This is a genomic window from Lentibacillus juripiscarius (assembly GCF_042685205.1).
Lineage (GTDB): Bacteria > Bacillota > Bacilli > Bacillales > Amphibacillaceae > Lentibacillus > Lentibacillus juripiscarius.
Window position 1 is genome coordinate 20,440 of record NZ_JBHUNA010000040.1, and the last position, 25,548, is coordinate 45,987.

Genomic DNA, 25,548 nt, shown 5'->3' on the forward strand with positions numbered 1-25,548 from the left:
ATTATTCTCCTTAGCAGAATCTGCTGCGTTATCGGCTACCATGTATTTACCTCCTAGATAATCGAAAAATATTTTTATTATAGCTGTTCTCAGAGATTAGTATACACCTTCATAATAAATATGCAATAAAATAAATCGATTTTCGCGCGGAAAAAAGTCAGGCGTGAAGACGGTTGCGCAATACCCGCTACAACCGCCATTTCCTAGCCATGAAATACAGCCATTACTTTACTGACAGCGGACGAATCCATGATAACTTTCCCATATTCCTTCAGCCTGTGCGAAGTAATGATGCTTGGGAAAGCAAACTCGGACATGATTGCTATCACATCTTCCCTGTCCTTTTGCAGAAGTTCCTCTTCATGCAATAACATATAATAGCGGTCATTCATATGATATATTTGTCCGCCTGTCACCGGCAATGCCGCAAGATAGGCTGAAACTTGAATGATATCTTCAAAGTCATGGAAAGAAAAAATTAATTCCTTACTTTCATCCAATGTTACTTTCATTTCAACAAAGTCGTCATCCCATTCCGTCTTCCCTGTTTTTTGTGTTACCACAACATGCATTCCCTGTGCCTGCATCAAATGCACTTGAACGAGCAGTACCCCTTCCAGTTCAAAGCCTAATTCAGTACTTGCTTCATACATCATATCGCTGAACAAATTCCGTACATTTGCTGCATCATACCACAGATCCTCTTTCGTAAAACCACGGTCAACCAGATCATCGAACGTCAGGAATATGGTGAATTGGTTGTCGGACACCCGCTCTATACGCATAAAGCATCCCCCTTTTTCATTGCATGTGAATGCTGCTTTCACCCGCATGACAGATTCATTCTGTCATAGCAGCACTGTCTTACTATACTATATGCGGACGAAGCCATTGTTGAACATGATAATTTGTTGCTATGTATTCTGCTGAGACTCCATTTATACCCTTGTCAGTCTCAGAATCCCATTATACAAATGATTGCTATGAATGAAAAGATATCTGATACAGCCTAAACGGGATGGTTCAGGATGGCATGGTGCTGATCCTGGGAGGGAAAAATAGAAATAAATGGCCAGAAGTTGAAAGTTTTTACATAAGCAATAAAGGCGCCAGAAAATGGCACCTTTTTCAAGGGTTAGGAATTTATAGTATTGAGATGCTGTGGGTAGTACCGGTAATCCCACAGGACGTGTAGCTTGGCTGTTTTCTATAAGATTGTTGCTCGCCCGCGGAAAGCGAAGTGTATTCGGGCTGCGGGCTAAATAACAACTACCTACACGAAAAGAGCCTTTGTTATATTACATGTGCTGAATAAGTTCCAAGAGCTCTTCTCCCCACAGATAAAATGCACCACCAAGCAGCACAAGCAATACAATGATGACGGTCAAGAGACGCAAGGATGCCCTGCTCATTTTCAGCCTAATCCCTTTATGATTCCCGGTGCGCACTTCCCGGCGCGGCGGCAGATCTAGTATATCAACCTTCTCCCGTGCTGATTCGCCTATTTCCCCGCTTTCCTCCGTTCGCCGGCTGTCACCTTCTTCATTTGTACCTTCCACTTCATTAAGCAACTCTCGCAAATCCTTAGCCTGGTCATCTTGCTCTCTTGTTTCCAAATGCAACACACCCCACCTCATTTTTGCAAGCGAATAATCAGGCCTAGCACTAAATCAACAGTAAAATGCGCCATTATAACTGCGGCCAGATTTTCCGTAATGACAAATATATAACCAATGTAAAAACTAACAAGCAGAACAGAAATAAACAATACGGGCTTTCTTAAATAGCGAACATGTATCAGTGCAAATAAACAGCTTGCGGCAATGTAGCCGAATGAAGTCTGAATAACGCCGCGGAACAGCAATTCCTCGCTGATAGCCACCGCCAAAGCAATACAAAATATCCCTGGAACCGAACGATTTTTAAATATTCTATCATTCACACCGCCATCATCATAATATTTTTTCGGGAAAATGTACATCAGAAGCAAGTCGGCAATAACAATGATGATGCCTGTCAAGAGACCATAATAAAGAATATCATGCATATCCGCTTCAAATAATTCAAGCCATATGCCCATTCTATCAAAAAATAGAATGCTCAGCACGATACCAGTGCCTACAAGGAACAATTGCGTGTATATCAGCTGTTTCAGCAATTCTTTATCGGATAACTGTTTAATCAGTTCACTCTGTTTCGGCATGCTGACCCCCGGCGAAAAATATATTTTTTAACTTTGCATCCCATGACAAAGCCGGAAATTCCCCGCCTGTCTGCTCCGGTTCCCAGTTTTTGAAAGAAAATCCGCAATTGCTGCAGCATTCGTATAATGGTGGATTAAACGTCTTTTGAAACCCTTTGTAAAGTGACTCACGTAAGCAATTATCCTCCTGTATCCAGCTGACTATTTCATACAATTTACGGTTCTTCAAGGCGGAGCGTCTGCTGATAAGGCTGCTAATTTCCTGAAGTGCTTGTTCCCAGCGGCCATGTCTATGAACAATTCTATTATCCTCTATCATACCATGGGATTCCATCTGATAATGCAAAAACCGCCATTGAATTTCGTTTAGCTCAAGCATTGGCAAGAGTTCCTCAGTTGGTGGCAGTTCAGACAGCTGCTGCAGTTTTCCGGCAATCGTTTGCAACTCTCCTTCTTCCGGCAATTCATTCTCGATGATAGAATTGGGAATTGCTTTATCCGCCGGACTATACAGAAGCAAACTGACACTGGATTTTCCATCTCGGCCCGCTCTGCCTATTTCCTGAATAAAAGATTCAATTTGAAGTGGAAAGTGATAATGGAGAATCAGCCGGATGTTGTGTTTATTAATGCCCATTCCAAATGCACTTGTGCAGCAAATAACATCGATTTGGTCATTCATGAACTGCTGTTGAATGGTAATTCTGTCCATTTGATCCATGTCACCGTGATAAAATGCAATACGGTGTGAAGGCACTTGTTCGGAAAGATATGCTGCTGTCTCCTCCGTTTTCCGTTTGCTCGAAAAATAAATCAATGCTGGTACCCGGTATCGTTTTAACAGACGAACGATGATTTCCAATTTCTCTTTGTCACCGGTTACTTCTTTCACCGCGAACGTTATATTGTCCCGATCCATTGGGTATATATGTTTCTTCATGTCAGGCCTGCCCAAGGATCTTGCAATATCACGCTGCACTTCCGGTGTTGCTGTAGCACTCAAGGCCATGACAACGGGATGATTCAATGCTTTTAAAACCTCTTCAAGTCGCAAGTAATCAGGGCGGAATTCATGTCCCCATTGCGAGATGCAATGGGCTTCATCTACAACAAACAGCTTGACATGCATCTGCTGCAATCGATGGATGATTTCATTCTGTTGCAGAAGTTCCGGGGATACATAAATTAATTGGTAATGGTTTAATTCCCGGAAAACACGTTTCTTTTCCAATGGGTTCATAAAACTGTTTAATGCTACTGCAGATTTTATTCCTGCAGCCTTTAGCTGTTTAACCTGGTCTTCCATTAACGAAATAAGCGGTGAGACCACAATCGTTACGCCACCTGTTAATGTTGCAGGCAATTGATAGCATAATGACTTGCCAGAACCCGTCGGCAATATACCCAATACATCGTTTCCGTCCATGGCATCACTGATGATCTCTGCCTGTCCAGACCTGAACGAATCTATGTTAAATTTTTCCCATAGCTGCTGTTTCAGCATACGTATATTCAATTCGGATCCCCACTTTTTGTCTCATTTAAAATCCATCCAGTTGCTGCGCTCAGCATGAAGTGCTCGTTAACTTGGAAATCGTTCTGTGGCAAGTACGAGCCGGATCTGAAAATAACTGATGGATTCACCGACTTCCTGTTTAATATCTTTTAATTTATAGGACAAAGTTTTCTGCGCAGCCTTCTCTATTTCCGTCTGTTCAGTGGAATTCACATACTTACTGAGTGGGAACTCGTCGTCATACAAGGCAATTTCAACCAGGTGATCGTAAATGGTGTTCAATTTCAGACGCCGTACCACTGCGATTTCTTCTGCCTCGTATTGTTTGTCCAGCAGGGTTTTTGTTTTTTCAGCTGATTTCGATAACCCGGACTCTGTCGGAAGCTCACTTTTGATACGTCCCAGGAGCGGATATAATGGATACTCTTTTTCGATGATTGTCAACATGCGATGTATAAGAGCTGTTTTGTATAAAGGGACATCAAGTCGTTCGATATCATACCGTTCGCCTACCTGAAAACTGCTTAATCCATATTGCTGATAGCCTGTCAGACTATCGGTAAAAATAGATGCCTCTAAATCGGTAAAGTGGCCCAGAATTTGATACAGTTCTTTGTATAGCCCATTCAGATATGTATCCTGTTCCTTTCGATATCGGTAAAACGCTTGTTTCACCCAGTCTGTTACAACGGGTTTATCAACAACTGGGATAAAATTCAGGTTGCCCATCCTACTGTTTGTTAGTGTCTGAATAAGCAGCAGCAATCGTTCCAGAAAAACAGGAGCTAAACGGCAATAATGAAGTCCATTGAAATATCGAAGCGGCAGTTTTTCCTTCTGTTTATCCATCCAGCTGGAAGCTTCCTGGGTTGGGACTGCGGCCGATTCACTCCTTAATGGAAGATAGCCATTTTTTTCAAGTTTCTGTATACGCTCGTCAAAACTCCGCTTTCGAAGTGTTGGATATATACCGTAAAATTGTTCCAATTGATAAAGATGCGCATCCTGTACCGTTTGGATGGAACGTTTCCCCTTAAGCAGGTGAAAAACGGCGGATATGCTTCGCCCGGCCTGAAATCGTGCGCAGCATGTCAGTATGATCGTATCAAAGAACATGGCCAGTCCCCTCTTTTCAGCATTTTTTCCGTGAAATGCTCTCTATTTTATTTTAACATGTTATACACTGGTTGAAATGTTTAAGAGCCCGTTTTACAATAAATTATAGAGGTTGTTCAAAAAGTGCCCTTTTTATCCTCCTTTTGAACACGATTTATAGTTAGATGATAGTCTAGGGCAGTAAAGGGATGAGATAGATGCCTAAATTTACGATAGTCGATCAGGAAACTTGCATCGCTTGTGGGGCGTGTGGGGTTAGCGCGCCTGAGCTTTATGATTACAATGATGAGGCGCTTGCTTACACAGTTGCTGATGATAATCATGGGACAACTGCAGTCCCCGAAGATTTTCAGGATGATATGCTGGATGCATTTGAAGGCTGTCCAACTGATTCCATTAAAGTTGCAGACAGTCCTTTCGATGGGAATCCACTTAAATTTGAGGATGACTGAAGAGAAAGCCGATATTTTATCTTTAACACATTTATTGAATAAATCAACAAAAGCGTTCTTAGTGGATTCGACCGATAAGAACGCTTTTTGTTTATCAAGCAGCAGGGGTGATTGGGTTTGCTCCTGGAGGGACACTCAATGGACTGGTCAAATCATATGGACCGACCTGCTTCTGCCCCGTATTCAGAAACATGACTTGATCATACCCGAAATTTTTAGCCGTCATTAGAATAGCGTCAATCATAGTGACCAAATCTTGACCGTGCGGCACTGTATTGCCGGGGTCAAAGGAAATACGGAGCTCCCGGCCTTCATCACTGACGGAGAGTTCGGCCGATTCCGGTACTGTCCTGGAAACATGGAACGCTTCCTCATCCTTTTTCATTTCCGCTATAGCTGTTTGGAAATCAGCCTGCTCATCAATTGGTATTTCAATCAGGAATTTTCTGCTTCCTTCTTCCGACTGATAGGTTTTATAAACATTTTTCCGGGTTTTTAATGGTAGCTGCTGGACAGTTCCAATTTTACCCAGACTTATTTCTTTGTTAAATACGACTTTTTCTACTTGATAAGGCCGGAACATGCTTGCGAGCAGTTTTTGCAGCATATTAGGCCCACTGGATCCCTCTTCAGCAATAGGAAATTTTTCCGGAAAGTCTGCTTTCACCTGCTGATTGGCTTCATCCAGCTGGAATGTTGTGTCACCGAATACATAGCTGCTGGTTCCCCATCTGTCTTCCTGCAAATGCCGTCCTAATTCATTCAGATAGTCATTTTTATCTGCTGTATCAGGAACAACAAGAGATAGAGGGATGACATATTGTCCCTGAAGATCGGCAACAGCACCATGAATGACAGATGGCTCGTTATCTGCTGAGTGCATGACAAGGGATTCCGGCGCCTTATCCTGCTGGGAATACGTGTGAGGAGTTTCTTCATTTTCAGCGGTATCCTTCATGACGTTCGCATTGTCATCTTCTTTACCGGTAATGGCCCGATCCAGTGCATGATTGGCGTCTTCCCCCGCATTCTGTATCACTCCATCATTCAGCATCAGTGGAACCAGTATAAGGACAAGCCCAAGTGCCATTACACTTGCCAGAACAGGCATCAAAGCAAACCGTTTCTCTTTGTTCCGGCCATGAACGTGACGACGTTTAGAGGAGATACGCTGAAACAAAGCATCTTTATCCAGATTGTCGTGGATTCTTGGCATCTGTTTCAATGTTTCTTTCAGCTGTTCTTCACTATTGTTCCATTTTTTCATTATGCATCTCCTCCTTCCTGCTGTTCTGCATTCATATAGTTACGCAGCTGCTTCAGTCCGCGGTGCTGTGTCGTTTTTACTTTACTGACACTGAAATTCAATATCTCCGCTGTTTCCTGGATGCTGAACGCCTGCAAGTAACGCAGCAGGAGAACGCTTTTCTGATCGGGTGTACATTTATCCAAGTAATAGTACACTGTTTGGATCATGTCATTCTGAACGGCAATTTCATCAGGAAGTGCATGTTGATCTGGAATGAATTGACCCTTCTCATGCCAGTCAAAAAACTCCAGAATCCGTTTTCGCTTCCTTTTTTGTTTACGAAAATAATCAATCGTAATATGCCGGGCTATAGAAAAGAGCCAAGTTTTCTCGCTGCTATCTCCTTTAAACGAACCATAGGACTGCATTACTTTAATATATACGTCCTGAACGAGGTCTTCACATGTCTGTTTATCCTTCACCATATAAAAAATAAACTGGTATAAATCATCGTGGTAATTCTCGTAGAAATGCTCGAAAATGGAATCCATCCCAATCCCCCGTTCATCTCAATAGTCGTCCGCAGCCACTGGTACGTTACACTTATTTTAACTATAGTACAAAAATACCAACCTGTTTCAGTTGGTATTTTGTAATGAAAAACGATTTTTGGCATACTTTGTAAAAAAATAAGATATCATTGGATAAAGCAGAATAATAAAGATACCGTTCCCAATTGCATGGTTTGTGTCAAATATAAGTCCGCTTAAGTAATACGGCAGAAAGCTCCCGGAAATCGAATAGGCTGTAAGTGAAATAATGAATCCATATAAATAGCCACTGAATACAGCAAACAATACAATAACGTAAATGGGCACTCTTCTCGGGTACTTACCGATCAGGCCGCTGATAAGCCCAATTAAAGCCCAGGAAACAACCTGCCAGATGGTCCAGATGCCCATCCCCAGCAACATATTGGAAAGAAATGTTGTTAATAGCGCCAACAGGATGGCTGCCACCGGACCGAGAAGCAAACCGCAAATGATAACCAATGAAGTGACCGGCTGCACATTCGGCAGAAACGCAAAAGCACTTCTCCCAACAACAGCAAGTGCAGCCAAAAGGGCCAGTAATGTCAGCTTATAGGTGCTCATTTGTTTATTATTCATAAGAATGCAAATCGAAGTTCACTTCATCGCCCGGTGACAACTCATAGGACGATGCGCCGACATTGGCCATTTCGCCATTCACTGTAAACATCCATGCTTTCTCTTCCCCTTCTTTCGGGGCCACACGTTCAATTGAGGTAATGAATTTGCCATCCTGCTCTGTTTCCACATAGAAGTTTTCTTTCAGGACGTCCATCAATATGGCGCCTTCTTCAACTTCGATTTCTTTTTCGTGGATGTATTCTCCCCCGTTATCTTTGGTTATCGTAATGGTGACGGTGTCTTCGCTTTGCTCCTCTGTATTTTCATTTTCTTCTGCCTGCTGGGTCTGATTGCCAGTCTGGGACTGCTGTTCTTCATCAGCTCCACAGCCGGCAATAAAGCCCGCAATTAAAAGCATGGACGCAAAACGCAATAACCATTTGTTCATTTTCCATTCCTCCTGTTTTGTTTGGTAGAGCACATGCAGAAAAGAAAACCGTGTTTATGCTTCGCTGCTGGATTAAGGCCTGTTTGGAAGACTTGGTACCGATATATTTTTTACAAAAAAAAGCTACCCCCTTCTGAGGATAGCTTCGGCAGACAATCGAAACATACATCACCATATGTTCCCGGTTGTCCCAATCACTCAAGTCCTCGGAGCATGGAAACATTCAATGGTGGCAGGTCTACTGACTTGTGATTCAAACCTACTTCAGGCCCTTCCCGCATGAATCAATCATACAGTGGCTATTGCCTGTTTTGTATGTCACTTACAGTTGCGAGGACAGTTCCAGACTTTCACTGGATTCCCTTTTAAGAGGTTGTTCAAAAGTCCGGTAAAAAGGCCTCGAAATACTCGGACCCCTTTTATCCTTTTTTTGAACACGCACTTTAAAACACCACTATTTAAAACAGCTATTCAATTCCGACATCATCATATCACAAAATTCGCTGTCGAACCAGTATCTTTTCCAGTAATTGCACTATTGCCCGGGCTGCTGCGGCACGTTAAGTGCAAAAGTTGTGCCTTCATTCATTCTGCTTCTGACAGTAATGGTGCCGTCATGGGCTTCGACAATATTTTTGGCAATCGCCAGCCCGAGTCCGGTCCCTTTTTTCTTTCCATTCCGTGTCCGGGACTTATCATCCTTGTAAAACCGTTCAAACACAAATGGTATGTCATCTTCCGGGATACCGGCACCATTGTCCTCAATAGACACATGGAAACTGGATTCCGTATTCTCCACAGTGACAGTGACAAAGCCATTTTCCCCGGTATGGCGGATTGCATTATCAATTAAATTGGTAAACACTTGCTCCATTCGGTCCGGGTCCATTTCAACCGTTTCTCTTTCCAGTTGTTTCTCCAGACTTAGTGTCACATTATTTTCTTCTGCCAGGCCTTTAAATTTCTTTAAAATACGATCTGCATAGGCATTGACATCAACAGATTCCTTGTTCAGCTGATTGTGACCGGCTTCCATCCGGGCTAGGTCAAGCAATTCATTGACAAGCCGGCCCATTCGCTTCGATTCCTCAAGGATAATCTGTGCCAGTTCATTTTTTTCTTCTTTCGATTCTGCAACGCCATCAACGATTGCCTCGCTGTATCCCTGGAGCATGGATATAGGTGTCCTTAGTTCATGGGACACATTGGCAATGAAATCTTCCCGCAATTTATCGGACCGTCTTTCCTCCGTCATGTCCCGGAGTACTGCGACAGCCCCCCGGACATAGGACTGATCATATAGGGGAGTCATAATCATTACCCATGTGCGCCCCTGTGTCGTGATTTCCTGAAGTGCTTCATTTTCATCATGAATAACACTTTGCAGCAGCTTATTCAACGGTTCCGGGGCCCTTGGACTATCTTGTTTCTTCTCCAGACCGTTCTCATAATATAAGTTTTCAATAAACATGTCAGCAGGTGGGTTCGTTATTAACATATCTCCATTGCGGTTAAGCGTAATGACCCCATCAGCCATCGAACTGACAATGCTGGAAAACTGTTCTTTTTCCTGTCTTAGCGCATTAATATGAAATTTGAGCTGTCTGCCCATCCGGTTGAATGCCATTGCCAATTCACCAATTTCATCATGGGTGAGTATCGGGACTTTCGTGTTGAACTCCCCCCTTGTGAGATCAATTGCCGCCTCTCGCATTTTAATCAATGGAGATGTAATTCTCGTAGAAAGAAAAAAAGCAAAGATGGTCGTGAGAACAATGGCAATCCCGGCGGCTAGCAGAATAATTTTGGTTGTTTCATTTTTCGTCTCGTTCACAATATCCAATGACTGATAAATAAATACGGCACCATCCTGACCAACAATTGGCGTGCCAACTATCATTGCTTTGATATTTGTATCAGGGAGTATGGTTTGTTTTCTCACATTCTCCTCGTCTACGAATACACTCTTCAGTTCTTTGTCATTCCGCAGCCATTCAGAGTCAAGTTTGTTCAAATCACTGTCCGAGCTATCTGATGTCCAGAATGTCCCGTCTCCAAAAATGACAGAAACCCGGCTTAAGGGGTCTTTCACCAATTCAGCGTTGTCCAGTGCCAGTTCACGGTCATCGTATTGTTCAGCCATTCTTGATACTTTTTGTGCGGTTTGCATCATATCTTTTTCCGCCTGGCTGACATGAAAGTTCTCAAAAAACTCCAGTAATAACACGGTTAAGATAAATAGTACAAAAGAAACTAGCAATAAGATAGTTATTGCTAGTTTACCTACAACACTGCGCCAGAACATTATGCATCATCCACCTCAAACTTGTAACCGACGCCCCAAACCGTCACAATCATATTGGCAGCTTCTTTTGAGACCTTTGTCAGTTTTTCGCGCAGGCGCTTTACGTGTGTATCAACTGTACGCAAATCTCCAAAGAATTCATATTCCCAAACTTCTTTGAGCAATACTTCCCGGCTGAATACTTTGTCTGGTTCTTCGGCAAGAAAACACAAAAGCTCATATTCTTTAGGCGTCAGACTCACTTCATTCCCGTCAGCTGTCACTCGGTGTGCATCATAATCAATAGTCAGGTGTGGAAATACAATGAGATTTTTGGTAGGTGTTTCCGCCTCATTATAATCATGGGATGAAACCCGTCTCAGAATGGCTTTCACACGAAGTACCACTTCTCTTGGACTGAAAGGTTTCACAATATAATCATCACTTCCTACCTCGAATCCCTGTACACGATCAGATTCTTCCCCTTTTGCTGTAAGCATGATGATCGGTGTTGTTTTCTCTTTGCGCAATTCCTTTGCCACTTCAATGCCATCCATTCCAGGCATCATGATATCAAGCAAGATAACTTCATAATCATTCGTTTTTGCAAATTCTAATGCTTCCGTCCCATCAGCCGCTTCTTCCACGATAAAATCTTCTTTTTCCAGATACATTCTTACAAGGCGGCGAATCCTGTCTTCATCATCGACAACCAATATTTTTGCATTCGTCTCCATGCAAATCCCCCCACTATTGAAAATATGACATCAGCCTTAAACCAAGCCGATTGCTAACTATTTGCCACCAAGTGTTATGCGTAGGAATGAAGTCCTGCCAATAGCAGGTTGACTGCAATCAGGTTAAACATGATGATCGCAAATCCTCCTGCGGCAAGCCATGCAGATTTCTCTCCATGCCATCCGCGTGAAAGGCGCAAATGTAAGAATGCAGCATAAAAGAACCAAGTAACCAGGGCCCATACTTCTTTAGGGTCCCATCCCCAGAACCTGTCCCAGGCAATCTGTGCCCAAATGGCGGCAAAGATCAGACCACCAAGTGTGAATACTGGAAATCCAATAGCAACGGCTCTGTACGATATCTCATCAAGCATGTCCGGTTTTGCTTTTTTGAGAAATGGCTGAATAGCAGCTCCTACACGTTTGCGCAGGATTAATCTGGCCAGACCATATAAAATTAATCCAGTCAGTACGGACCAGATAAGCGTGTTAAACTTCCTTGCCGCATCGACACCTTTCATCCATCCTGGAGCCTCGAACAAGGCACCCATCCGATCACCTGTCAGCAGTTCGCCTTTATTTGGTCCGGCGATTGGCGGCAAATGATAATCAGTTGTTACAGTTTCTCCGTTAAAGGAATACTCGAATTCGGCAGAATATCCAGCTGCATTAAACGCAACAGAAATAATGCTGAACCCAGCAAAGATAAATAGAGAAAGCAGTATAACCTCAAGCCATGTCGTCCGCTTGCTGCTGACGGACTGATCCACTTGTCTGATTAAGTAAATTAGTCCTGCCACGAAACTGATGGATAAAATGGCCTCGCCCAGTGAAACGGTCGTTACGTGGATGTAAAGCCAGTGACTCTGGAGCGATGGAACAAGTGGTGCAATTTCAGTTGGGAACATGCTTGCAAAGGCGATAACAATAATTGCTATTGGAAGTGCAAACAAGCCCAAAATATTCAATCTATAGATGAAATAGATGATGATAAATGCAAAAACAAGTCCCATCCCGAAAAATGTCATAAATTCAAACAAGTTACTGACGGGAGCATGCCCGCTTGCTATCCATCTCGTAATAAAGTAGACAATCTGCGCGAGAAATCCAATGATGGTAATGGTAATCCCGATTTTCCCGCTGATACCCGCCTTCGAATCCTCTTTTTTTCCTTTAATGGTTGCACCAAAGAAAAGGGTGGCAACCAAATAAAGGATAAACGCCGTGTAAAGCATCGTGCTGCTTGTGTTTATTAACGAATCCATACAAATATCCTCCTCCACATCCGCCTGAATGATTATTCCAGCTCTTGCTGATCGTCAACCATGTTTACATTCGTATCGGCTATGATGTGTTCAATATCTTTTTTCAGGCCGAACCAGTTTTTGTTGGTATGACCTGCAATCATCAGACCTTCTCCGTTTGGATGCAGCCAGATTCTGCGATGCTGCCAGTACATTCCTTGTATAACACCTATCATAAAAATAGCTGCACCAATGATGAACAGTGGCAAAGTATGATCACGTCTGACAGTTAGTCCGCTGGCATACCGGGTTTCAAAGTCCTGGATACCCAATTTGTAGTCATTCTCACCAGTCGCATCAACATTTTTGCCGATACCGACAAAGCTCATTTCAGGTTCTTCATTGCCGGGAGGATGAACTGTAAAAACAAATGCCGGGTTTCTTGGGAAATTTGTCTTGGACGCCGGCTCGCCATTGTCCAGTTCATAATCCGGATAGTATTGACTGACAACAACCTGGAATCCATTGTCTAACTTGTATTCCTCTTTAGGATCTGTCAAGTCAATCGTAAAAGAGCCGAGAGCCTGTTCATCAGGGTCGTCTGTTTCATGAACCTTAAAACTCATACTATTGAATTCATTTTGCTGATAGCCTGCCTGGTAAAGCGTGTAACCGTCAAATTTCAGCGGATGATTCATCCGTATTTCGTCTTCTTTTACTTTCTCAAGCTTTGGATCGGCACCTGCCACACTTTCCCCAGTTTCCTTATAAATAACAGCGTTTGTCTGATAATTTTTAGCTACTTGTCCCTCTTGCTCAATTGCTTCTTGGAATTTTTCATCGTCCTTATCATACGTTTCCAAAATGAATTGTTTATTTTTGATGTGATATTCCCCTTCTGTTCCAGGGATGACAGTCTGTTCACCTTCCCTGACCCAGACATACTCGTCGAGATACATAAAGGGCGTAAAACGCAGCAGTGCTGCAATCAGGACGATAATAAGACCAATATGGTTCACGTATGGTCCCCAGCGGGAAAAACGCCCTTTTTCCGCTAGTACATGCCCATTTTCTTCGCGCACTTTATAGCGCTGTTTCCGCAGCCCGGAAATCATTTTGTCTTTTTCACTTGCGGTTACATGTTCCGTTTCACTAAAGAGACGCTGCCGTTTGAGGAAAGTAGTATGCCGTTTCGGTTTTTGCATTTTCAGGGCCTTGTAGAGCGGGACGAAACGATCGATGCTGCAGATGACCAATGAAATACCGATAAGTGCAATCAACAGCATGTACCACCATGAACCGTACAAGTTATGGAAGCCAAGCTGATAGTAAATTTGCCCGAGCATTCCATACTGTGCTTCGTAAAAAACAGACGGATCCCTGGAAACGGCATCGGCCGGTATGTATTGCTCCTGCGGGAAGATGGTACCTATGGCCGAAGCCACCAAGGCCAGTACAATAAGCCAGACCCCTACCTTGACGGATGAGAAAAAGTTCCATATTTTATCAACAATTGATTTGTTGTATGTCTGCGATCGACGGGCACTTCCATCATAGCGCATATTAAGAAGTTTGCGCTGATCGTTTCCGTCAATATGCTGGTTGCCTTCCACCGGTTTGCCGCATGCTTCGCAAAGGACTGTCCCCTCCGGATTGACATGGCCACACTCACATTTTATTTTTTCCATTCAAATCCCTCACAATTGATGCATTCATTTACTGTTCAGGCTGTATCTGCTGTAAATACCCCTCTATTTTATCAAGTGTCAGCCCGCCTTCTACCATTTCAACAATTTCCCCATCAGGATCAATGAAAAACGTGGTCGGAAGCGGTCCGACGTGATAACTCTCCCTTACTTCTTTGTTGGAGTCATATGGAACAGGGAATGTTAAATCATACTTATTGATGAATTTCTCTACAACAAACTTTGTCGTGTCAAGGTTGACAGCAATAATTTCAATACCCTTTTCCTTATACTCGGGGTAAAGGGACTGCATGTATGGCATCTCTTTTTCACAGGGTTTACACCACGTGCCCCAGAAATTGAGCATGACGCCCTTTCCCTCGAAGTCACTCAGCCTGACGGTATCAAGCTCATTATTTTCATTAATTTGCTGGAGTTTGAAATCGGGTGCTTGTGTGCCGACGCTGACATCTGTTTTATCTTTATTGAAATTGGATATCAACGCATATATCACAGCAACCAGCAGAACAGCCAAAATAATCGACCTGAATATCAAGCGATTTCTTTTTTTATTTTTTTTAGATGCTTTTGCCTTTTCAACGTCCATAGTCATTCACTCCCGATGTTATTGTATCATGGAAATACAGCGACAAATTTGTCTATTGTTTAACAATTTTATCGGTCGCTAAATGACGCATTTGCTTGACCTCATGTGGTGTGAGCGGTCGGCAGTCACCGGATTTCATTCCTTGCAAATGAAGAGCCCCATATTTTTCCCGTTTCAGTTTTGTAACCGGGTACCCGATTTCGTCCATCATTCGGCGGATATGTCTGTTTTTTCCTTCATGAAGTGTTATTTCGAGAATGGTAGTATTTTTTTTCTTGTCCACTTCAAGTATTTTATAGTTGACTGCTTTTAATAAGTCATTTTCGGAACGGACTCCCTTTTTCATTTGCAAAAGTTCTTTCTTGGATGGAATTCCTTTCAGCTTTGCCACGTATGTTTTATCAATCTCATATTTCGGATGCATTAACTGGTTGGCAAATTCCCCATCGTTCGTCAAGAGAAGGATGCCTGATGTATCATAATCAAGTCTGCCAATCGGATAAATACGTTCCTTGACCTCCCCAAGATAATCGGTTACTACTTTTCTGCCTTTATCGTCTTTCAAACTGGAAATAACGCCTCTTGGTTTATAAAGAAGATAGTATACAGGCTCTTCCTTTTCGAGGCGAACACCATCGACTTCAATCTCATCCCGCGGGGACACTTTGGTACCTAGTTCCATTACCACTTTTTTGTTGACTTTCACTTTTCCGTCAACAATCAGTTTCTCCGCTTTTCTCCGCGATGTCACACCGCTTTGTGCAATTACTTTCTGCAGCCGTTCTTTCGTGCTTGTCATTATATCACCGTTCTCTCTAATTGTTTCAACCATAATAATAGCGTTAACCATATGTTAACGCCAGTTGCAGGGATTATCCAAATAATAGGGTTACAATTATGATTGAAGCAATTATACCAACCAAGTCGGCGAGCAGTCCAACTTTTAATGCGTAGTTCATTTTTCGGATTCCAACTGCCCCGAAATAAACAGTTAAAATATACAGTGTTGTATCGGTGCTTCCCTGCATCGTTGAAGCAAGCCTGCCAATAAATGAATCTGGTCCGTGCGTGCCTATCATCTCTGTGGTCATCCCTAATGCAGCTGTTCCCGAAATAGGCCGCACCAGTGCCAAAGGGATGATGTCCGGTGGTATTCCAATCGCAGTCAAAAAGGGAGAGATTAGCTGTATAAATGCTTCCAGTGCACCGGAACTTCGTAATATGGAAATAGCCACGATCATCCCAACCAAAAAAGGGAGAAGTGAAAATGCCATCCTGACACCGTCTTTTCCCCCTTCTACAAACATCTCGTAAGCAGGCACGCGTTTCCACGTTGACACAATAAGAACAATCGCAATGAAACATGGAATCAGCCAAGTGCTGATTGTTGTGATAATACCCATCATCATTTCCTCCTGAGGCTTCTGTAATAAAATAGACGGTCAATCAGCAGTGCACTGATAGAAGAAATGAGCGTCGCAATGATGGTTGTACCAACGATTTCCGTAGGGGACACCGAATCATACTGCATCCGGATGGAGATGACAGTCGTTGGTATGATGGTCAGGCTCGATGTATTCAACGCCAAAAATGTAATCATCGACCTGGAAGCTTCATCCGAACCGCTCAGTTCTTTCATCTGCTCCATCGCTTTAATGCCCATGGGAGTTGCCGCATTTCCAAGACCAAATATGTTCGCTGTAATGTTTGACAGAATATAGCCAATAGCTGGATGATCCTTCGGTATATCGGGAAATATTCTAAAAATAAGCGGTCTGAACAGCTTCGAAAGAAATTCCAAAATACCAGCATGTTCAGCAACTTTCATGATTCCAAGCCAAAAAACCAATATGCTGATCAGACCGATTGATAATGTCACCGCCTCTTCTGCACTCTCAAACAGCGCTTCATTGACCTCGTCCATGGTTCCATTAAACATAGCATAGACGATACCAATAATGGCCATCATTGCCCATATAATATTAACCATCGGCATTCATCCCGACAATCTGCTGGTAAACGGAAACGATATCAGCGAAAAACGATGCGGTCGGTCCGCGTTCAGCATATATAGGTGTCTCCGCAACTGGAACATTATCTGCGAAAAAAACGGTCTTCCCTATGACATCCGAACGCTGGGAATCCTCGCGAATAAAAGTCTTTTTGTCTAGTTGCGGCTGCTGATTTTCACGCAGCGGGATCTTTATATCGTTATGCAAATAGCCAATAACCTGATCACTGCTGCCCTCCAGCCGGTAACGGTTCTGACCTTCCTCAGCGATGGTAGTCATGTCATAGTTTTTAAATCCCCACTCAAACAGCCCGGTATGGTCACGCCAGTCATCAGGTGCATTCAGCGTGACGGCAATCAGTTCCATGCCATCCTTTTCCGCAACAGTGACCAATGTTCTGCCGGCAGTGCTTGTGTAGCCGGTTTTCCCGCCAATGGTGTGCTGGTAAAGCGAGGTAAGTAACTTATGTTTGTTGCGCCAGACATAGTCGCCATCTTCCGCCTTATAAATCTTCGTTTCTGTTACTTGTCTGAACACTTCATTATCCATGGCATAACACATCAGAAGCGCCATATCATAAGCGGTGGAATAATGATTGTCAGCATCAAGCCCATGCGGATTAGCAAAGGAAGTATTCGTCATCCCAAGCCACTTTGCTTTTTTATTCATTAGATGAACAAAACCCTCTACACTCCCACCTACGTGTTCACTTATCGCGACAGCTGCGTCATTACCGGAACGCAGCATTAAACCGTACACAAGATCTTTTAGTTTGATTTTTTCACCTTTTTCCAGGTAAATAGATGACCCGATCGCATGAATAGCCCGGTCACTTACCGTCACCGTTTCATTCATTTTCCCTGACTCAATAGCAACGATGGCAGTCATAATCTTCGTAATGCTTGCAATAGGCCGCTGTTCATGTGCTTGCTTATTGTATAGCACCCTTCCTGAAGATTGTTCCATTAAAACAGCATTATTCGCCGACACTCCGGGCTTTGCTTGTCCAACAGACGGATACACCAGAATGCTGACGAGAAAACAGACAATCATCAATACGGCATAACCACGCATAACTCTTCCCCCTGCAGATGTGTTATCCTTACAGTTTATGCGCCTGGAACAAAAACATATGACTGAAATTGGACAGCTCTGATACAAAACAAAAAAATCCTTACACAAAGTAAGGATGGGAGGATAGTATATCCAGTTATTCGTCAGCTTGCTCATAAAAGTTCTCAAAAAACAAATCTGCTTCTTGTTCAATCTCCTGTTCATTGATATCTTCCGGAAGCGGTGGGAGTTCGTCCAGCGACGTTAACCCAAAATAAGTCAGAAAGTCTTTTGTTGTAGCGAACAGGATCGGACGGCCCGCCCCCTCTTTTCTGCCAGCTTCCTCGATCAGTGCTCTAGTCATTAATGTCTGTACCGGCCGATCACTTTTGACGCCGCGTATTTCCTCAATTTCCGTCCTTGTTATTGGTTGCTGATAAGCAATAATGGCTAATGTTTCCAAGGCAGCCTGCGACATTTTTGTGGACTGTGGGGTCTCTAGAAGTTTTTTGAAATAATTGCTGTACTCCGGCTTTGTAGTTAAATAGAAAGCATTATGGGACCGCATGAGCAATATCCCACGGTCCGTGTTTTCATAATCGTACTCTAATTCTTCCAGGACATGTTTTACTGCCTCGTCCGTTATATCGAGTACTCCTGCAAGCTGTCGGACCGTTACCCCTTCATCGCCACTTGCGAACAGCAGCCCCTCTGTTATAGCTTTTAATGCGTTCATTTCCACGATTAATCCCCCAGATTATTGAAAACATATAATTCACCAAAATGCTGTTCCTGCCGGCAGGTCACTTCATTATTTTTCATGAGCTCCAGAATTGCCATGAATGTAACCACAATATGGGATCGCGACGGATAGACAAATAGTTGGTCGAATGCAATCCCTTCCCTGCTTTGTTTTACCGCATACAGTACTTCTGTCATGCGCTCCTTAAGTGGTATCTCCCCACTTTTGACTCTCGTATCCAAAGGTTTATTCCATTTATGACGATCTGTCATCCGCTTCAGGGCGTCGATCATGTCATAAATGGACAAATCCCCTTTCTGCACCGGCCTGCTTATTTCTGTATGAGAAAGCTTGATGGGTGGTCTTGTGAATGTCTGATTGGCTTCTGATTCTTTTTCTTTTAGCTCGTGTGCAGCCTCTTTATATTTACGGTATTCAATCAGACGCTGCACCAGCTCTTCACGGGGGTCTTCCATATAGTCCTCATCAGGCTCTTCCACTTCCTGTTTCGGTATAAGCATCTTGCTCTTAAGCTCCAGCAATGTCGCAGCCATCACAAGGTATTCACTAGCAATATTTAGCTCAAGCTGCTGCATGGTATGGATGTACTGCATATACTGTTCCGTGATTTGTGCTACGGGAATATCATAAATATCAATCTCATACTGATTGACCAAGTGCAGCAAAAGATCGAGAGGTCCTTCAAATGCATCCAATTTAACGTGATATGATGGATTCACACCCCGCCTCCTTTCACGGGCCAGTTAAAAAAATATAGAAACTAGCGTAAACGCCTATACAATTTGACGGCTGGATTCATAGGTTATTAGTGCAAGATAAATGTATCAAAAAAACATTTATCCGTTAAGCAAAAAAAGGAGGAATATCACTATGGGTTACAATTATGGCGGAGGTTTCTCGCTTATCGTCGTCCTGTTCATTCTCCTGATTATCGTCGGTGCCACTTGGATGTAGTACGCTGGGATCGTAATCACCAGTAATTATCACAGACGAAAGCCAGCTTTAACAGAGCTGGCTTTCGTCTAATCTTCTTTCCCATTTTCCTCATCGGTATCACTGCATTTATTGTAAAATTGCTGTGTGAGATCATCGGCACAGACAGCATATTTATCTCCATACATCTGATGGACTTCCTTCACCATCTTTTTGCCGATGCCAGAATTTCGATGGGATGGATTGACCGAAATATGCTGGATGACAGCGTTAATCTCATCCTCAATCCTGATGCCAATTGCACCTATTACATCATCTTCCTTCCAAAGGAAAAGATGCCAGTTATCATTGGTCTCGTATTCCCTGATTGTTTGCTGCAGTTTTTTTACATCTTTTTCTTCAGGCATAAATGACAGCAATCCCATTGCAATCTTTTCGTGATTCTTTTTGTAACGAATTAACATACATATCCCTCATTATAAAATGACTTGCCAGCCACTAAGAGCAAACCATTCACTGTATTCAGAACGCGTACGTATACAGATACTTTCATGGAGCAGTTTGTTTCCTAAAGGACAAGCACAAACCAATAAATAAAGCCCCACACGATCCCAAGCATTAAAAGGATTGCAAACAAAAGCCAGTTTTTTTTGCGTTTATTCAACGTTCGATTCATCCCTTATTAATATTGCCAATTTTTTCATAGACCATACAATACTGCACAGCCATATGCTATTTTTGTGCAATTGCCTTATAAATAACGTATCCGTCTGACTGTTTCCCCTTCAAATGGAATGGAATGATATTGATAATAGCAATCCATAGGTGAAACAGCATCAAAACCAGGATATAATCAGCTGGATACAGATTGTAACTCACAAAACACACCACTGCTGCCGAAGCGCTGATAAGCGGACCAGCAGCCGCAATGACAATTGCCTCTTCCCGGCGGTATGGAACTGCTCTTTCACTATAAGCCATTCCTCCAAAAAAGAAAAGCATCCGAATGCAAAAGGACATGGTTTTCCATCTACTATAGTGAATAACTTTACCGGAACCAATTGACAGAACAATCTTATCAGCACCAGCCCACTTTGCACCAATTGCATGGCCAAGCTCATGCACAATGGTACCGACAGGGCCAGCGACGAAGACAAGATAAAGGACTATTGCCATCGTCATCAATATCGATTATTCCGAGAAGACTTTTACTTCTTTCATCACATCACCGTTTTTCATGGCTTTCGCATGTTCAATGCCGGAAGTAACTTGCCCAAACACAGTATGAACACCGTCCAGATGTGGCTGCGGTTCATGAACTATAAAAAACTGGCAGCTTCCGGTATCTTTGCCTGCATGTGCCATTGATAAGGAACCTTCTACATGATGATGCGGATTCCCTTCTGTTTCACATTTTATTGTATAGCCGGCGGATCCGGTACCATTCCCTTTCGGACAGCCGCCCTGACTTACAAACCCGTCAATGACACGGTGAAAGGTTAGTCCATCATAAAAGTTGCTGTTGGCCAGCTTTTCAAAGTTGGCTGCGGTATTGGGTGCCTCATTTGGAAAAAGTTCAAACTCTATTTGATTGCCATTTTCCATCATTATGTAACCTGTCTTGTTCATCCATTCCATCCCCTTCGCTTGTTACTGTCCGCTGCAGGTGCAGCAGGTGTACAAGCAGTATTCTCATTTTATTTTATCCGACCTGTCCATAGAAAACAACACCGTTACTCGTATGAAATGTCATTTTTCACCAAATCGTGATACGTCTCCCTTTTCACTACTTGCTGCGCCGTGCCGTTTTCCGCAAACACAACTGCCGGTTTCGGGAAACGATTGTAATTATTTGCCATTGAATAACCATACGCTCCCGTAGAAAAAACAGCCAAAATATCATTCGGTTTCACTTCAGGCAGAGGCAAATCCCAAATGAGCATGTCTCCTGACTCGCAGCATTTCCCGGCAACTGCGACACTGCCAGCATCCGGCTGGGATACTTTATTTGCCAGTACCCCTTCATATACTGCCTGATAGAGTGCCGGGCGCAGATTATCCGTCATGCCGCCATCAACTGATATATAGCTGCGTACGCCGGGAATTTCCTTCATCGAGCCAACTGTATATAATGTCAGACCGGCATTGCCAGCAATTGCACGTCCGGGTTCAATCCATATTTCCGGCGTCGGTATTCCGATAGAGGCAGCTTGCTCTTTTACTGCAGACGTCAGCTCTCTCACCAGGCTTGGATAAGACAATGGTTCGTCTTCTGCTGTGTAGCGGATACCAAAGCCGCCTCCCAAATTCAGTACATCCGGGACAAACCCATATTCGATGTGCCAGTGATCCAGTTTCTGAAACAACAATTCCGCCGCAAGGAGCAGTCCTTCCGTTTCAAACAGCTGTGACCCAATATGGGAGTGGAGCCCTTTAAATTGGATACTGCTATTGTTCCGCAAGCGCAAAAAGGCCTGATCCGCCTGACCGTTACTCAGATTAAAGCCAAATTTGGAATCTTCATTTCCCGTCATAATATAGTGATGTGTATTTGATTCAATCCCGGGGGTGACACGCATTAATACATTAACCGTTTTATTTTTTTCCTGGAGAATACGTTCAATCAGTTCTATTTCATAAAAATTATCAACAACGATACACCCGATACCATGTTCAATGGCCATGGTTAATTCTTCCAGACTCTTATTATTACCATGCAGATGGATTTTACTGACGGGGAATCCCGCCTGCAAGGCCGTATATAACTCACCCTGTGAGACGACGTCCAGGCTCATTCCTTCCTGGTTGACGACCTGCAGCATGGCAACGGTGGAAAAAGCCTTACTTGCATAAGCAACCTGTGCGCGAACACCTAACTCCCGAAATGTGCGGACAAAATCACGGCAATTATTTCGTATAATGGAAACATCGTAAACATACAATGGCGTGCCATAAGTTTCGGCGAGCTCTACCACATCAACACCGCCTGCTTCCAAATGTCCTGCTTTATTTACGTTAAATGGATGATAATCCGGTATCATATGCTTTTCCCCCTTTCCATTCAGCACCGACCCACCATGTCAGCACCAGCTAATCAGCAGCAAATGTCATCATAGACCATAAACGCGCGTCATAATCTGACACGTTTTGCACCGTAAAGTGTAAAAATACTTTATCACATGAAAGGCTAAAATGAAAGGGAGAAAGAATAAACCTTAACGGAATATTCTTCCTCCCAGTGCCAGCAGCATAAGTTCTTTCACTGTTTAGTGGCTGACGGTTGCCGGTAATCGTTTTTCGGATGAACGAAGCTTGGGCGCCGGTTCGAATAAGGCATTGGAACACGAAACAGAATTTCGATCATAGCCATCGGGTTAAATGGCAGCAGCGGCCACATATACGGCGTCCTGATTGATTTCAGACGGACAAGCAATAGGATATAAATGGTTGTCGCAATCAAAAATCCGACCAATCCGAACAGGCCGGTTATAATGACCAGTCCGAACCTGGCCATTTTATTGGCAACACCTAATTCATAACTAGGTGTAACATAGATGCCAATGGCACTTACAGACACATACAAAATAACTTCCGGACCGAACATGCCGACATCGATGGCGATTTGACCGATCAGTACTGCCGCTATTAGCCCCATCGCAGTAGACAGTGGGGTTGGTGTGTGAATCGCGGCCATCCGTAAAAACTCGACACCAAGATCGGCAAGGATGATTTGTAACGCTATGGGCACCGTCCCTTCATCTTTGGGTCCTACAAAAGAGAGTTCCCCCGGAAGTAATGTCGGATCCAATGCAAACAGCAGCCAAACTGGCAGCAGAAAAATCGAAGCCATAATCGCAAGGTACCTTGTCCACCGTATAAATGTCCCAAGTGCGGGGGTTTCGCGGTATTCCTCGGCATGTTGTAAATGATCAAAAAAGGTTGTTGGCAGAATCATTACACTTGGTGATGTATCGACTATCAAAAGGATATGCCCTTCCATCAGATGAGTGGATGCAACATCCGGTCTTTCCGTGTATCGGACGAGTGGATATGGCTTCCATTTCCGGTCGATGATGAATTCCTCTATCGTTTTGTCCGCCATCGGAACGCCATCCACTTCAATATTGTTGATCTTTTCTTTTACTTCGTTAACAAGACCTTCATTGGCTATATCTTTAATATAACAAAGACAAACGTCCGTTTTGGATCTTTCGCCAACCTTTAACATTTCATGGCGAAGTCTTGCATCACGGATCCTCCTGCGTGTCAGAGCTGTATTTTCGATGATATTTTCCGTGTAACCGTCCCGCGATCCCCTGACAACATGTTCTGTATCAGGTTCTTCTGGTGACCGTCCGGGATAATTTCGGGTATCGACAACAAAGGCGTATTTTACGCCATCGACAAATATAACAATCAGTCCGGACAGCATTTGATCGACTGCTTCATCAAGTGATTCCGTTTTATTGACCTGCATGTAAACAATCCGGTTTTCAATTATCTCCGGAACTTTCTTCATATTGCTTTCTTTATCATTGATATCAACAAGTTTCCGGATGATTTGCAGTACGACTGAACTGTCACACAGACCAGTCAGATAATACAAGTGCACTTTCCTTTTCAGGATTGTCAGCTCACGAAACCCAAGGTCAAAAGATTCACCAACGCCAATTTCATCTTTCATGTATGCGTCATTTTTTTCTATTTTTGCATAAACAGGACTTTTATTTTTATCTTGCTGCATGTATAACACTCCACTCATGAAAACTGGCTAAGTACTTATTGTATGATAATGTTGCCGCATCTCATTCGAGGGACAGACGGCAATTGAATAAGCGGTTTATTTTACAAATATAAGCCATTGAAAAAGCGATCCCGCCACTTTCCCGAATACAATTGCCATAAAAAACCAAAGCAGTTTATCTTCCATTCGTATCCGTTTTGATAAAATTGGAAATACGTTCAGTACCTCTGTTAATGCGGCTGCAAGCATACCGTTAAAAACACCATGGAATAACCCCCACATGATCAATAAAACCACCGGCTGATTCCAGGTTATATCCGCAAACGACATGTAGATGCCAAACAGTGACCCTATTATGACACTGGCGATATACGATTTGATGAATGCGTCTGATTTACTCAACTGAATTAATCGCGGGATAACACCAAGCAATGTCAAAAATGCAACCAGTCCGCCCCCTACAGCAATACCAGCAGCGAATCCGATTAATGCCTCAAGAAGGCTAATCCAGATGTTCACGATCATTCAGCTTATTCTCATGATGGATGAGATAATGATCCAAATCTTGCTGGTAATTAAATATTTCCACTTCCAGAGGGCTTGGTTCTTCATTGAACCGCTTGGTGAACCAGTGATTAAAGAACAGAAGCATTCCTATCCCCAGCCCCAACGAGTAAGGGATCTGAATCCATAACGGAAATTCATTTTCGTCACCCGTCAGCAAGTAATGCAGTTTTTGTTGCACTTCCTGCATGCTGACATCGTAATGAAAATTCATAATGGTCATCGCGGTGCCAATGAATAATAGCAGCCATACCGCCGACACAAGCAAGAGGTTTGGCGACTTTTTATAATCTTTGACCCGGATGATGGTCTGTGCAGGTCCAATTATTTGAAATTCTATACTGTTGTACTGTCCATTTAAGTGATCTACTACTAAAAAGCTGTCTACAACCACAACATCGCGGTCTGATTTGGAGATTTTAAAAAGTGACGTTTCTTCCAGTTCCCTTTTTAACTTGGGGTCTGCTGAAATATGTGCTATATCTTTCAGCCTAACTTTCTGCATACAACCCAGTTCTACATTTTTTTTCATCCGTACATAAACGATTGGCGCCATTTGGCAATCATCCTCTTCGCAATGCATTCGTTTATGTAGTATTTGCCGGAAACAAAAAAATTATCACAAGGAAAACAGTCGTTTTCAGCTTCTGACCTTCATCTGCCGCGTTTTCTAAAAAATGAGAAAGTTTATTTTGCCGTTCTATCTAAAATATCTTTTTCATAACTTCTTACTAAGATTGTTAATAGACAGGATTAATTTTCAAGGTTCAGTCAAGCGAGTAACCCT

29 protein-coding genes and 1 riboswitch are annotated in these 25,548 nt (G+C 43.1%); of the genes, 2 read left to right on the forward strand and 27 right to left on the reverse strand.

From position 1 onward, the window contains the following. Window positions 1-203 precede the first annotated feature (203 nt). From ACFSUO_RS15070 to ACFSUO_RS15090, 5 genes are all read right to left on the reverse strand, one after another. The gene (locus ACFSUO_RS15070) at window positions 204-785 is read right to left on the reverse strand and encodes a genetic competence negative regulator (protein WP_382395572.1); all 582 of its coding nucleotides are present in this window, start codon (window positions 783-785) and stop codon (window positions 204-206) included. A gap of 513 nt (window positions 786-1,298) precedes the next feature. After that, window positions 1,299-1,637: a hypothetical protein gene (locus tag ACFSUO_RS15075; RefSeq protein WP_382395574.1), complete on the reverse strand. Its 339-nt coding sequence runs from the start codon at window positions 1,635-1,637 to the stop codon at window positions 1,299-1,301. Next, window positions 1,634-2,203 carry a CPBP family intramembrane glutamic endopeptidase gene (locus tag ACFSUO_RS15080; RefSeq protein WP_382395576.1) on the reverse strand — a complete coding sequence of 190 codons (570 nt, stop codon included), beginning with the start codon at window positions 2,201-2,203 and terminating at the stop codon, window positions 1,634-1,636. The genes ACFSUO_RS15075 and ACFSUO_RS15080 overlap by 4 nt, the downstream gene beginning before the upstream one ends. Then, on the reverse strand, window positions 2,187-3,719 hold the full coding sequence (locus ACFSUO_RS15085) for a RecQ family ATP-dependent DNA helicase (protein WP_382395578.1): 1,533 nt from the start codon (window positions 3,717-3,719) through the stop codon (window positions 2,187-2,189). Before ACFSUO_RS15085 ends, ACFSUO_RS15080 begins: the two co-directional genes overlap by 17 nt. Window positions 3,720-3,785: 66 nt before the next feature. Further along, window positions 3,786-4,835 carry a helix-turn-helix domain-containing protein gene (locus tag ACFSUO_RS15090; RefSeq protein WP_382395580.1) on the reverse strand — a complete coding sequence of 350 codons (1,050 nt, stop codon included), beginning with the start codon at window positions 4,833-4,835 and terminating at the stop codon, window positions 3,786-3,788. A gap of 197 nt (window positions 4,836-5,032) precedes the next feature. On the opposite strand from ACFSUO_RS15090, the gene ACFSUO_RS15095 reads away from it, so the two are divergent. Continuing rightward, window positions 5,033-5,287, forward strand: a complete 255-nt coding sequence (locus tag ACFSUO_RS15095) for a ferredoxin (protein ID WP_382395582.1) — start codon at window positions 5,033-5,035, stop codon at window positions 5,285-5,287. 94 nt (window positions 5,288-5,381) lie between these two features. Here the strand turns inward: ACFSUO_RS15095 and ACFSUO_RS15100 are convergent, their stop codons facing one another. The 15 genes from ACFSUO_RS15100 to ACFSUO_RS15170 all read right to left on the reverse strand — a co-directional run bounded on the left by ACFSUO_RS15100 (window position 5,382) and on the right by ACFSUO_RS15170 (window position 19,239). Further along, window positions 5,382-6,554, reverse strand: a complete 1,173-nt coding sequence (locus tag ACFSUO_RS15100; protein ID WP_382395584.1) for a hypothetical protein — start codon at window positions 6,552-6,554, stop codon at window positions 5,382-5,384. Then, window positions 6,554-7,087 (reverse strand): RNA polymerase sigma factor SigX, encoded by a 534-nt coding sequence (sigX, locus tag ACFSUO_RS15105; RefSeq protein ID WP_382395586.1) that lies wholly within the window; start codon window positions 7,085-7,087, stop codon window positions 6,554-6,556. Before sigX ends, ACFSUO_RS15100 begins: the two co-directional genes overlap by 1 nt. An 87-nt stretch (window positions 7,088-7,174) precedes the next feature. Further along, a complete protein-coding gene (locus ACFSUO_RS15110) occupies window positions 7,175-7,705 on the reverse strand; it encodes an ECF transporter S component (RefSeq protein ID WP_382395588.1) in 531 nt (176 codons plus the stop codon). Then, on the reverse strand, window positions 7,698-8,135 hold the full coding sequence (locus ACFSUO_RS15115; protein WP_382395590.1) for a DUF4430 domain-containing protein: 438 nt from the start codon (window positions 8,133-8,135) through the stop codon (window positions 7,698-7,700). Before ACFSUO_RS15115 ends, ACFSUO_RS15110 begins: the two co-directional genes overlap by 8 nt. 214 nt (window positions 8,136-8,349) lie before the next feature. Further along, window positions 8,350-8,552, reverse strand: a riboswitch (cobalamin riboswitch). Between the two features lie 118 nt (window positions 8,553-8,670). Beyond that, window positions 8,671-10,440, reverse strand: a complete 1,770-nt coding sequence (locus tag ACFSUO_RS15120) for an ATP-binding protein (protein ID WP_382395592.1) — start codon at window positions 10,438-10,440, stop codon at window positions 8,671-8,673. Beyond that, window positions 10,440-11,156 (reverse strand): response regulator transcription factor, encoded by a 717-nt coding sequence (locus tag ACFSUO_RS15125; RefSeq protein ID WP_382395594.1) that lies wholly within the window; start codon window positions 11,154-11,156, stop codon window positions 10,440-10,442. Before ACFSUO_RS15125 ends, ACFSUO_RS15120 begins: the two co-directional genes overlap by 1 nt. 74 nt (window positions 11,157-11,230) lie before the next feature. Next, a complete protein-coding gene (gene ccsB, locus ACFSUO_RS15130) occupies window positions 11,231-12,421 on the reverse strand; it encodes a c-type cytochrome biogenesis protein CcsB (RefSeq protein WP_382395596.1) in 1,191 nt (396 codons plus the stop codon). Window positions 12,422-12,453: 32 nt separating this feature from the next. Beyond that, window positions 12,454-14,088, reverse strand: a complete 1,635-nt coding sequence (gene resB, locus ACFSUO_RS15135; protein ID WP_382395598.1) for a cytochrome c biogenesis protein ResB — start codon at window positions 14,086-14,088, stop codon at window positions 12,454-12,456. Between the two features lie 28 nt (window positions 14,089-14,116). Beyond that, complete coding sequence (gene resA / locus ACFSUO_RS15140) at window positions 14,117-14,692, reverse strand: thiol-disulfide oxidoreductase ResA (protein WP_382395600.1); 576 nt, start codon at window positions 14,690-14,692, stop codon at window positions 14,117-14,119. Between the two features lie 52 nt (window positions 14,693-14,744). Further along, window positions 14,745-15,491: a pseudouridine synthase gene (locus ACFSUO_RS15145; RefSeq protein ID WP_382395723.1), complete on the reverse strand. Its 747-nt coding sequence runs from the start codon at window positions 15,489-15,491 to the stop codon at window positions 14,745-14,747. Between the two features lie 73 nt (window positions 15,492-15,564). Then, complete coding sequence (locus ACFSUO_RS15150; protein WP_382395602.1) at window positions 15,565-16,095, reverse strand: spore maturation protein; 531 nt, start codon at window positions 16,093-16,095, stop codon at window positions 15,565-15,567. A gap of 2 nt (window positions 16,096-16,097) precedes the next feature. Next, window positions 16,098-16,682: a nucleoside recognition domain-containing protein gene (locus ACFSUO_RS15155; protein WP_382395604.1), complete on the reverse strand. Its 585-nt coding sequence runs from the start codon at window positions 16,680-16,682 to the stop codon at window positions 16,098-16,100. After that, complete coding sequence (locus ACFSUO_RS15160) at window positions 16,675-17,778, reverse strand: D-alanyl-D-alanine carboxypeptidase family protein (RefSeq protein ID WP_382395606.1); 1,104 nt, start codon at window positions 17,776-17,778, stop codon at window positions 16,675-16,677. Before ACFSUO_RS15160 ends, ACFSUO_RS15155 begins: the two co-directional genes overlap by 8 nt. 136 nt (window positions 17,779-17,914) lie before the next feature. Next, window positions 17,915-18,499, reverse strand: a complete 585-nt coding sequence (gene scpB / locus ACFSUO_RS15165; protein WP_382395608.1) for an SMC-Scp complex subunit ScpB — start codon at window positions 18,497-18,499, stop codon at window positions 17,915-17,917. A 2-nt stretch (window positions 18,500-18,501) separates the two neighbouring features. Further along, window positions 18,502-19,239 (reverse strand): segregation/condensation protein A, encoded by a 738-nt coding sequence (locus ACFSUO_RS15170; RefSeq protein ID WP_382395610.1) that lies wholly within the window; start codon window positions 19,237-19,239, stop codon window positions 18,502-18,504. A 151-nt stretch (window positions 19,240-19,390) separates the two neighbouring features. Here ACFSUO_RS15170 and ACFSUO_RS15175 point away from each other — a divergent pair, with 151 nt between their 5' ends. Then, window positions 19,391-19,474, forward strand: coding sequence for a YjcZ family sporulation protein (locus ACFSUO_RS15175; protein ID WP_382395725.1), 84 nt, complete (start codon window positions 19,391-19,393; stop codon window positions 19,472-19,474). A 68-nt stretch (window positions 19,475-19,542) separates the two neighbouring features. Here ACFSUO_RS15175 and ACFSUO_RS15180 read toward each other — a convergent pair whose 3' ends face one another. From ACFSUO_RS15180 to ACFSUO_RS15210, 7 genes are all read right to left on the reverse strand, one after another. Continuing rightward, window positions 19,543-19,917 carry a GNAT family N-acetyltransferase gene (locus tag ACFSUO_RS15180; RefSeq protein ID WP_382395612.1) on the reverse strand — a complete coding sequence of 125 codons (375 nt, stop codon included), beginning with the start codon at window positions 19,915-19,917 and terminating at the stop codon, window positions 19,543-19,545. 268 nt (window positions 19,918-20,185) lie between these two features. Next, window positions 20,186-20,635: a site-2 protease family protein gene (locus ACFSUO_RS15185; RefSeq protein WP_382395614.1), complete on the reverse strand. Its 450-nt coding sequence runs from the start codon at window positions 20,633-20,635 to the stop codon at window positions 20,186-20,188. A gap of 9 nt (window positions 20,636-20,644) precedes the next feature. After that, entirely contained in the window at window positions 20,645-21,082 is a 438-nt protein-coding gene (locus ACFSUO_RS15190) for a peptidylprolyl isomerase (RefSeq protein WP_382395615.1), read from the reverse strand. Between the two features lie 104 nt (window positions 21,083-21,186). Further along, a complete protein-coding gene (gene lysA / locus ACFSUO_RS15195) occupies window positions 21,187-22,494 on the reverse strand; it encodes a diaminopimelate decarboxylase (RefSeq protein WP_382395617.1) in 1,308 nt (435 codons plus the stop codon). A gap of 218 nt (window positions 22,495-22,712) precedes the next feature. Further along, window positions 22,713-24,197 carry a spore germination protein gene (locus ACFSUO_RS15200; protein ID WP_382395619.1) on the reverse strand — a complete coding sequence of 495 codons (1,485 nt, stop codon included), beginning with the start codon at window positions 24,195-24,197 and terminating at the stop codon, window positions 22,713-22,715. A 96-nt stretch (window positions 24,198-24,293) separates the two neighbouring features. Next, on the reverse strand, window positions 24,294-24,722 hold the full coding sequence (locus ACFSUO_RS15205; RefSeq protein WP_382395621.1) for a stage V sporulation protein AB: 429 nt from the start codon (window positions 24,720-24,722) through the stop codon (window positions 24,294-24,296). Further along, window positions 24,700-25,317, reverse strand: coding sequence for a stage V sporulation protein AA (locus ACFSUO_RS15210; protein WP_382395623.1), 618 nt, complete (start codon window positions 25,315-25,317; stop codon window positions 24,700-24,702). Before ACFSUO_RS15210 ends, ACFSUO_RS15205 begins: the two co-directional genes overlap by 23 nt. Between the last annotated feature and the right edge of the window lie 231 nt (window positions 25,318-25,548).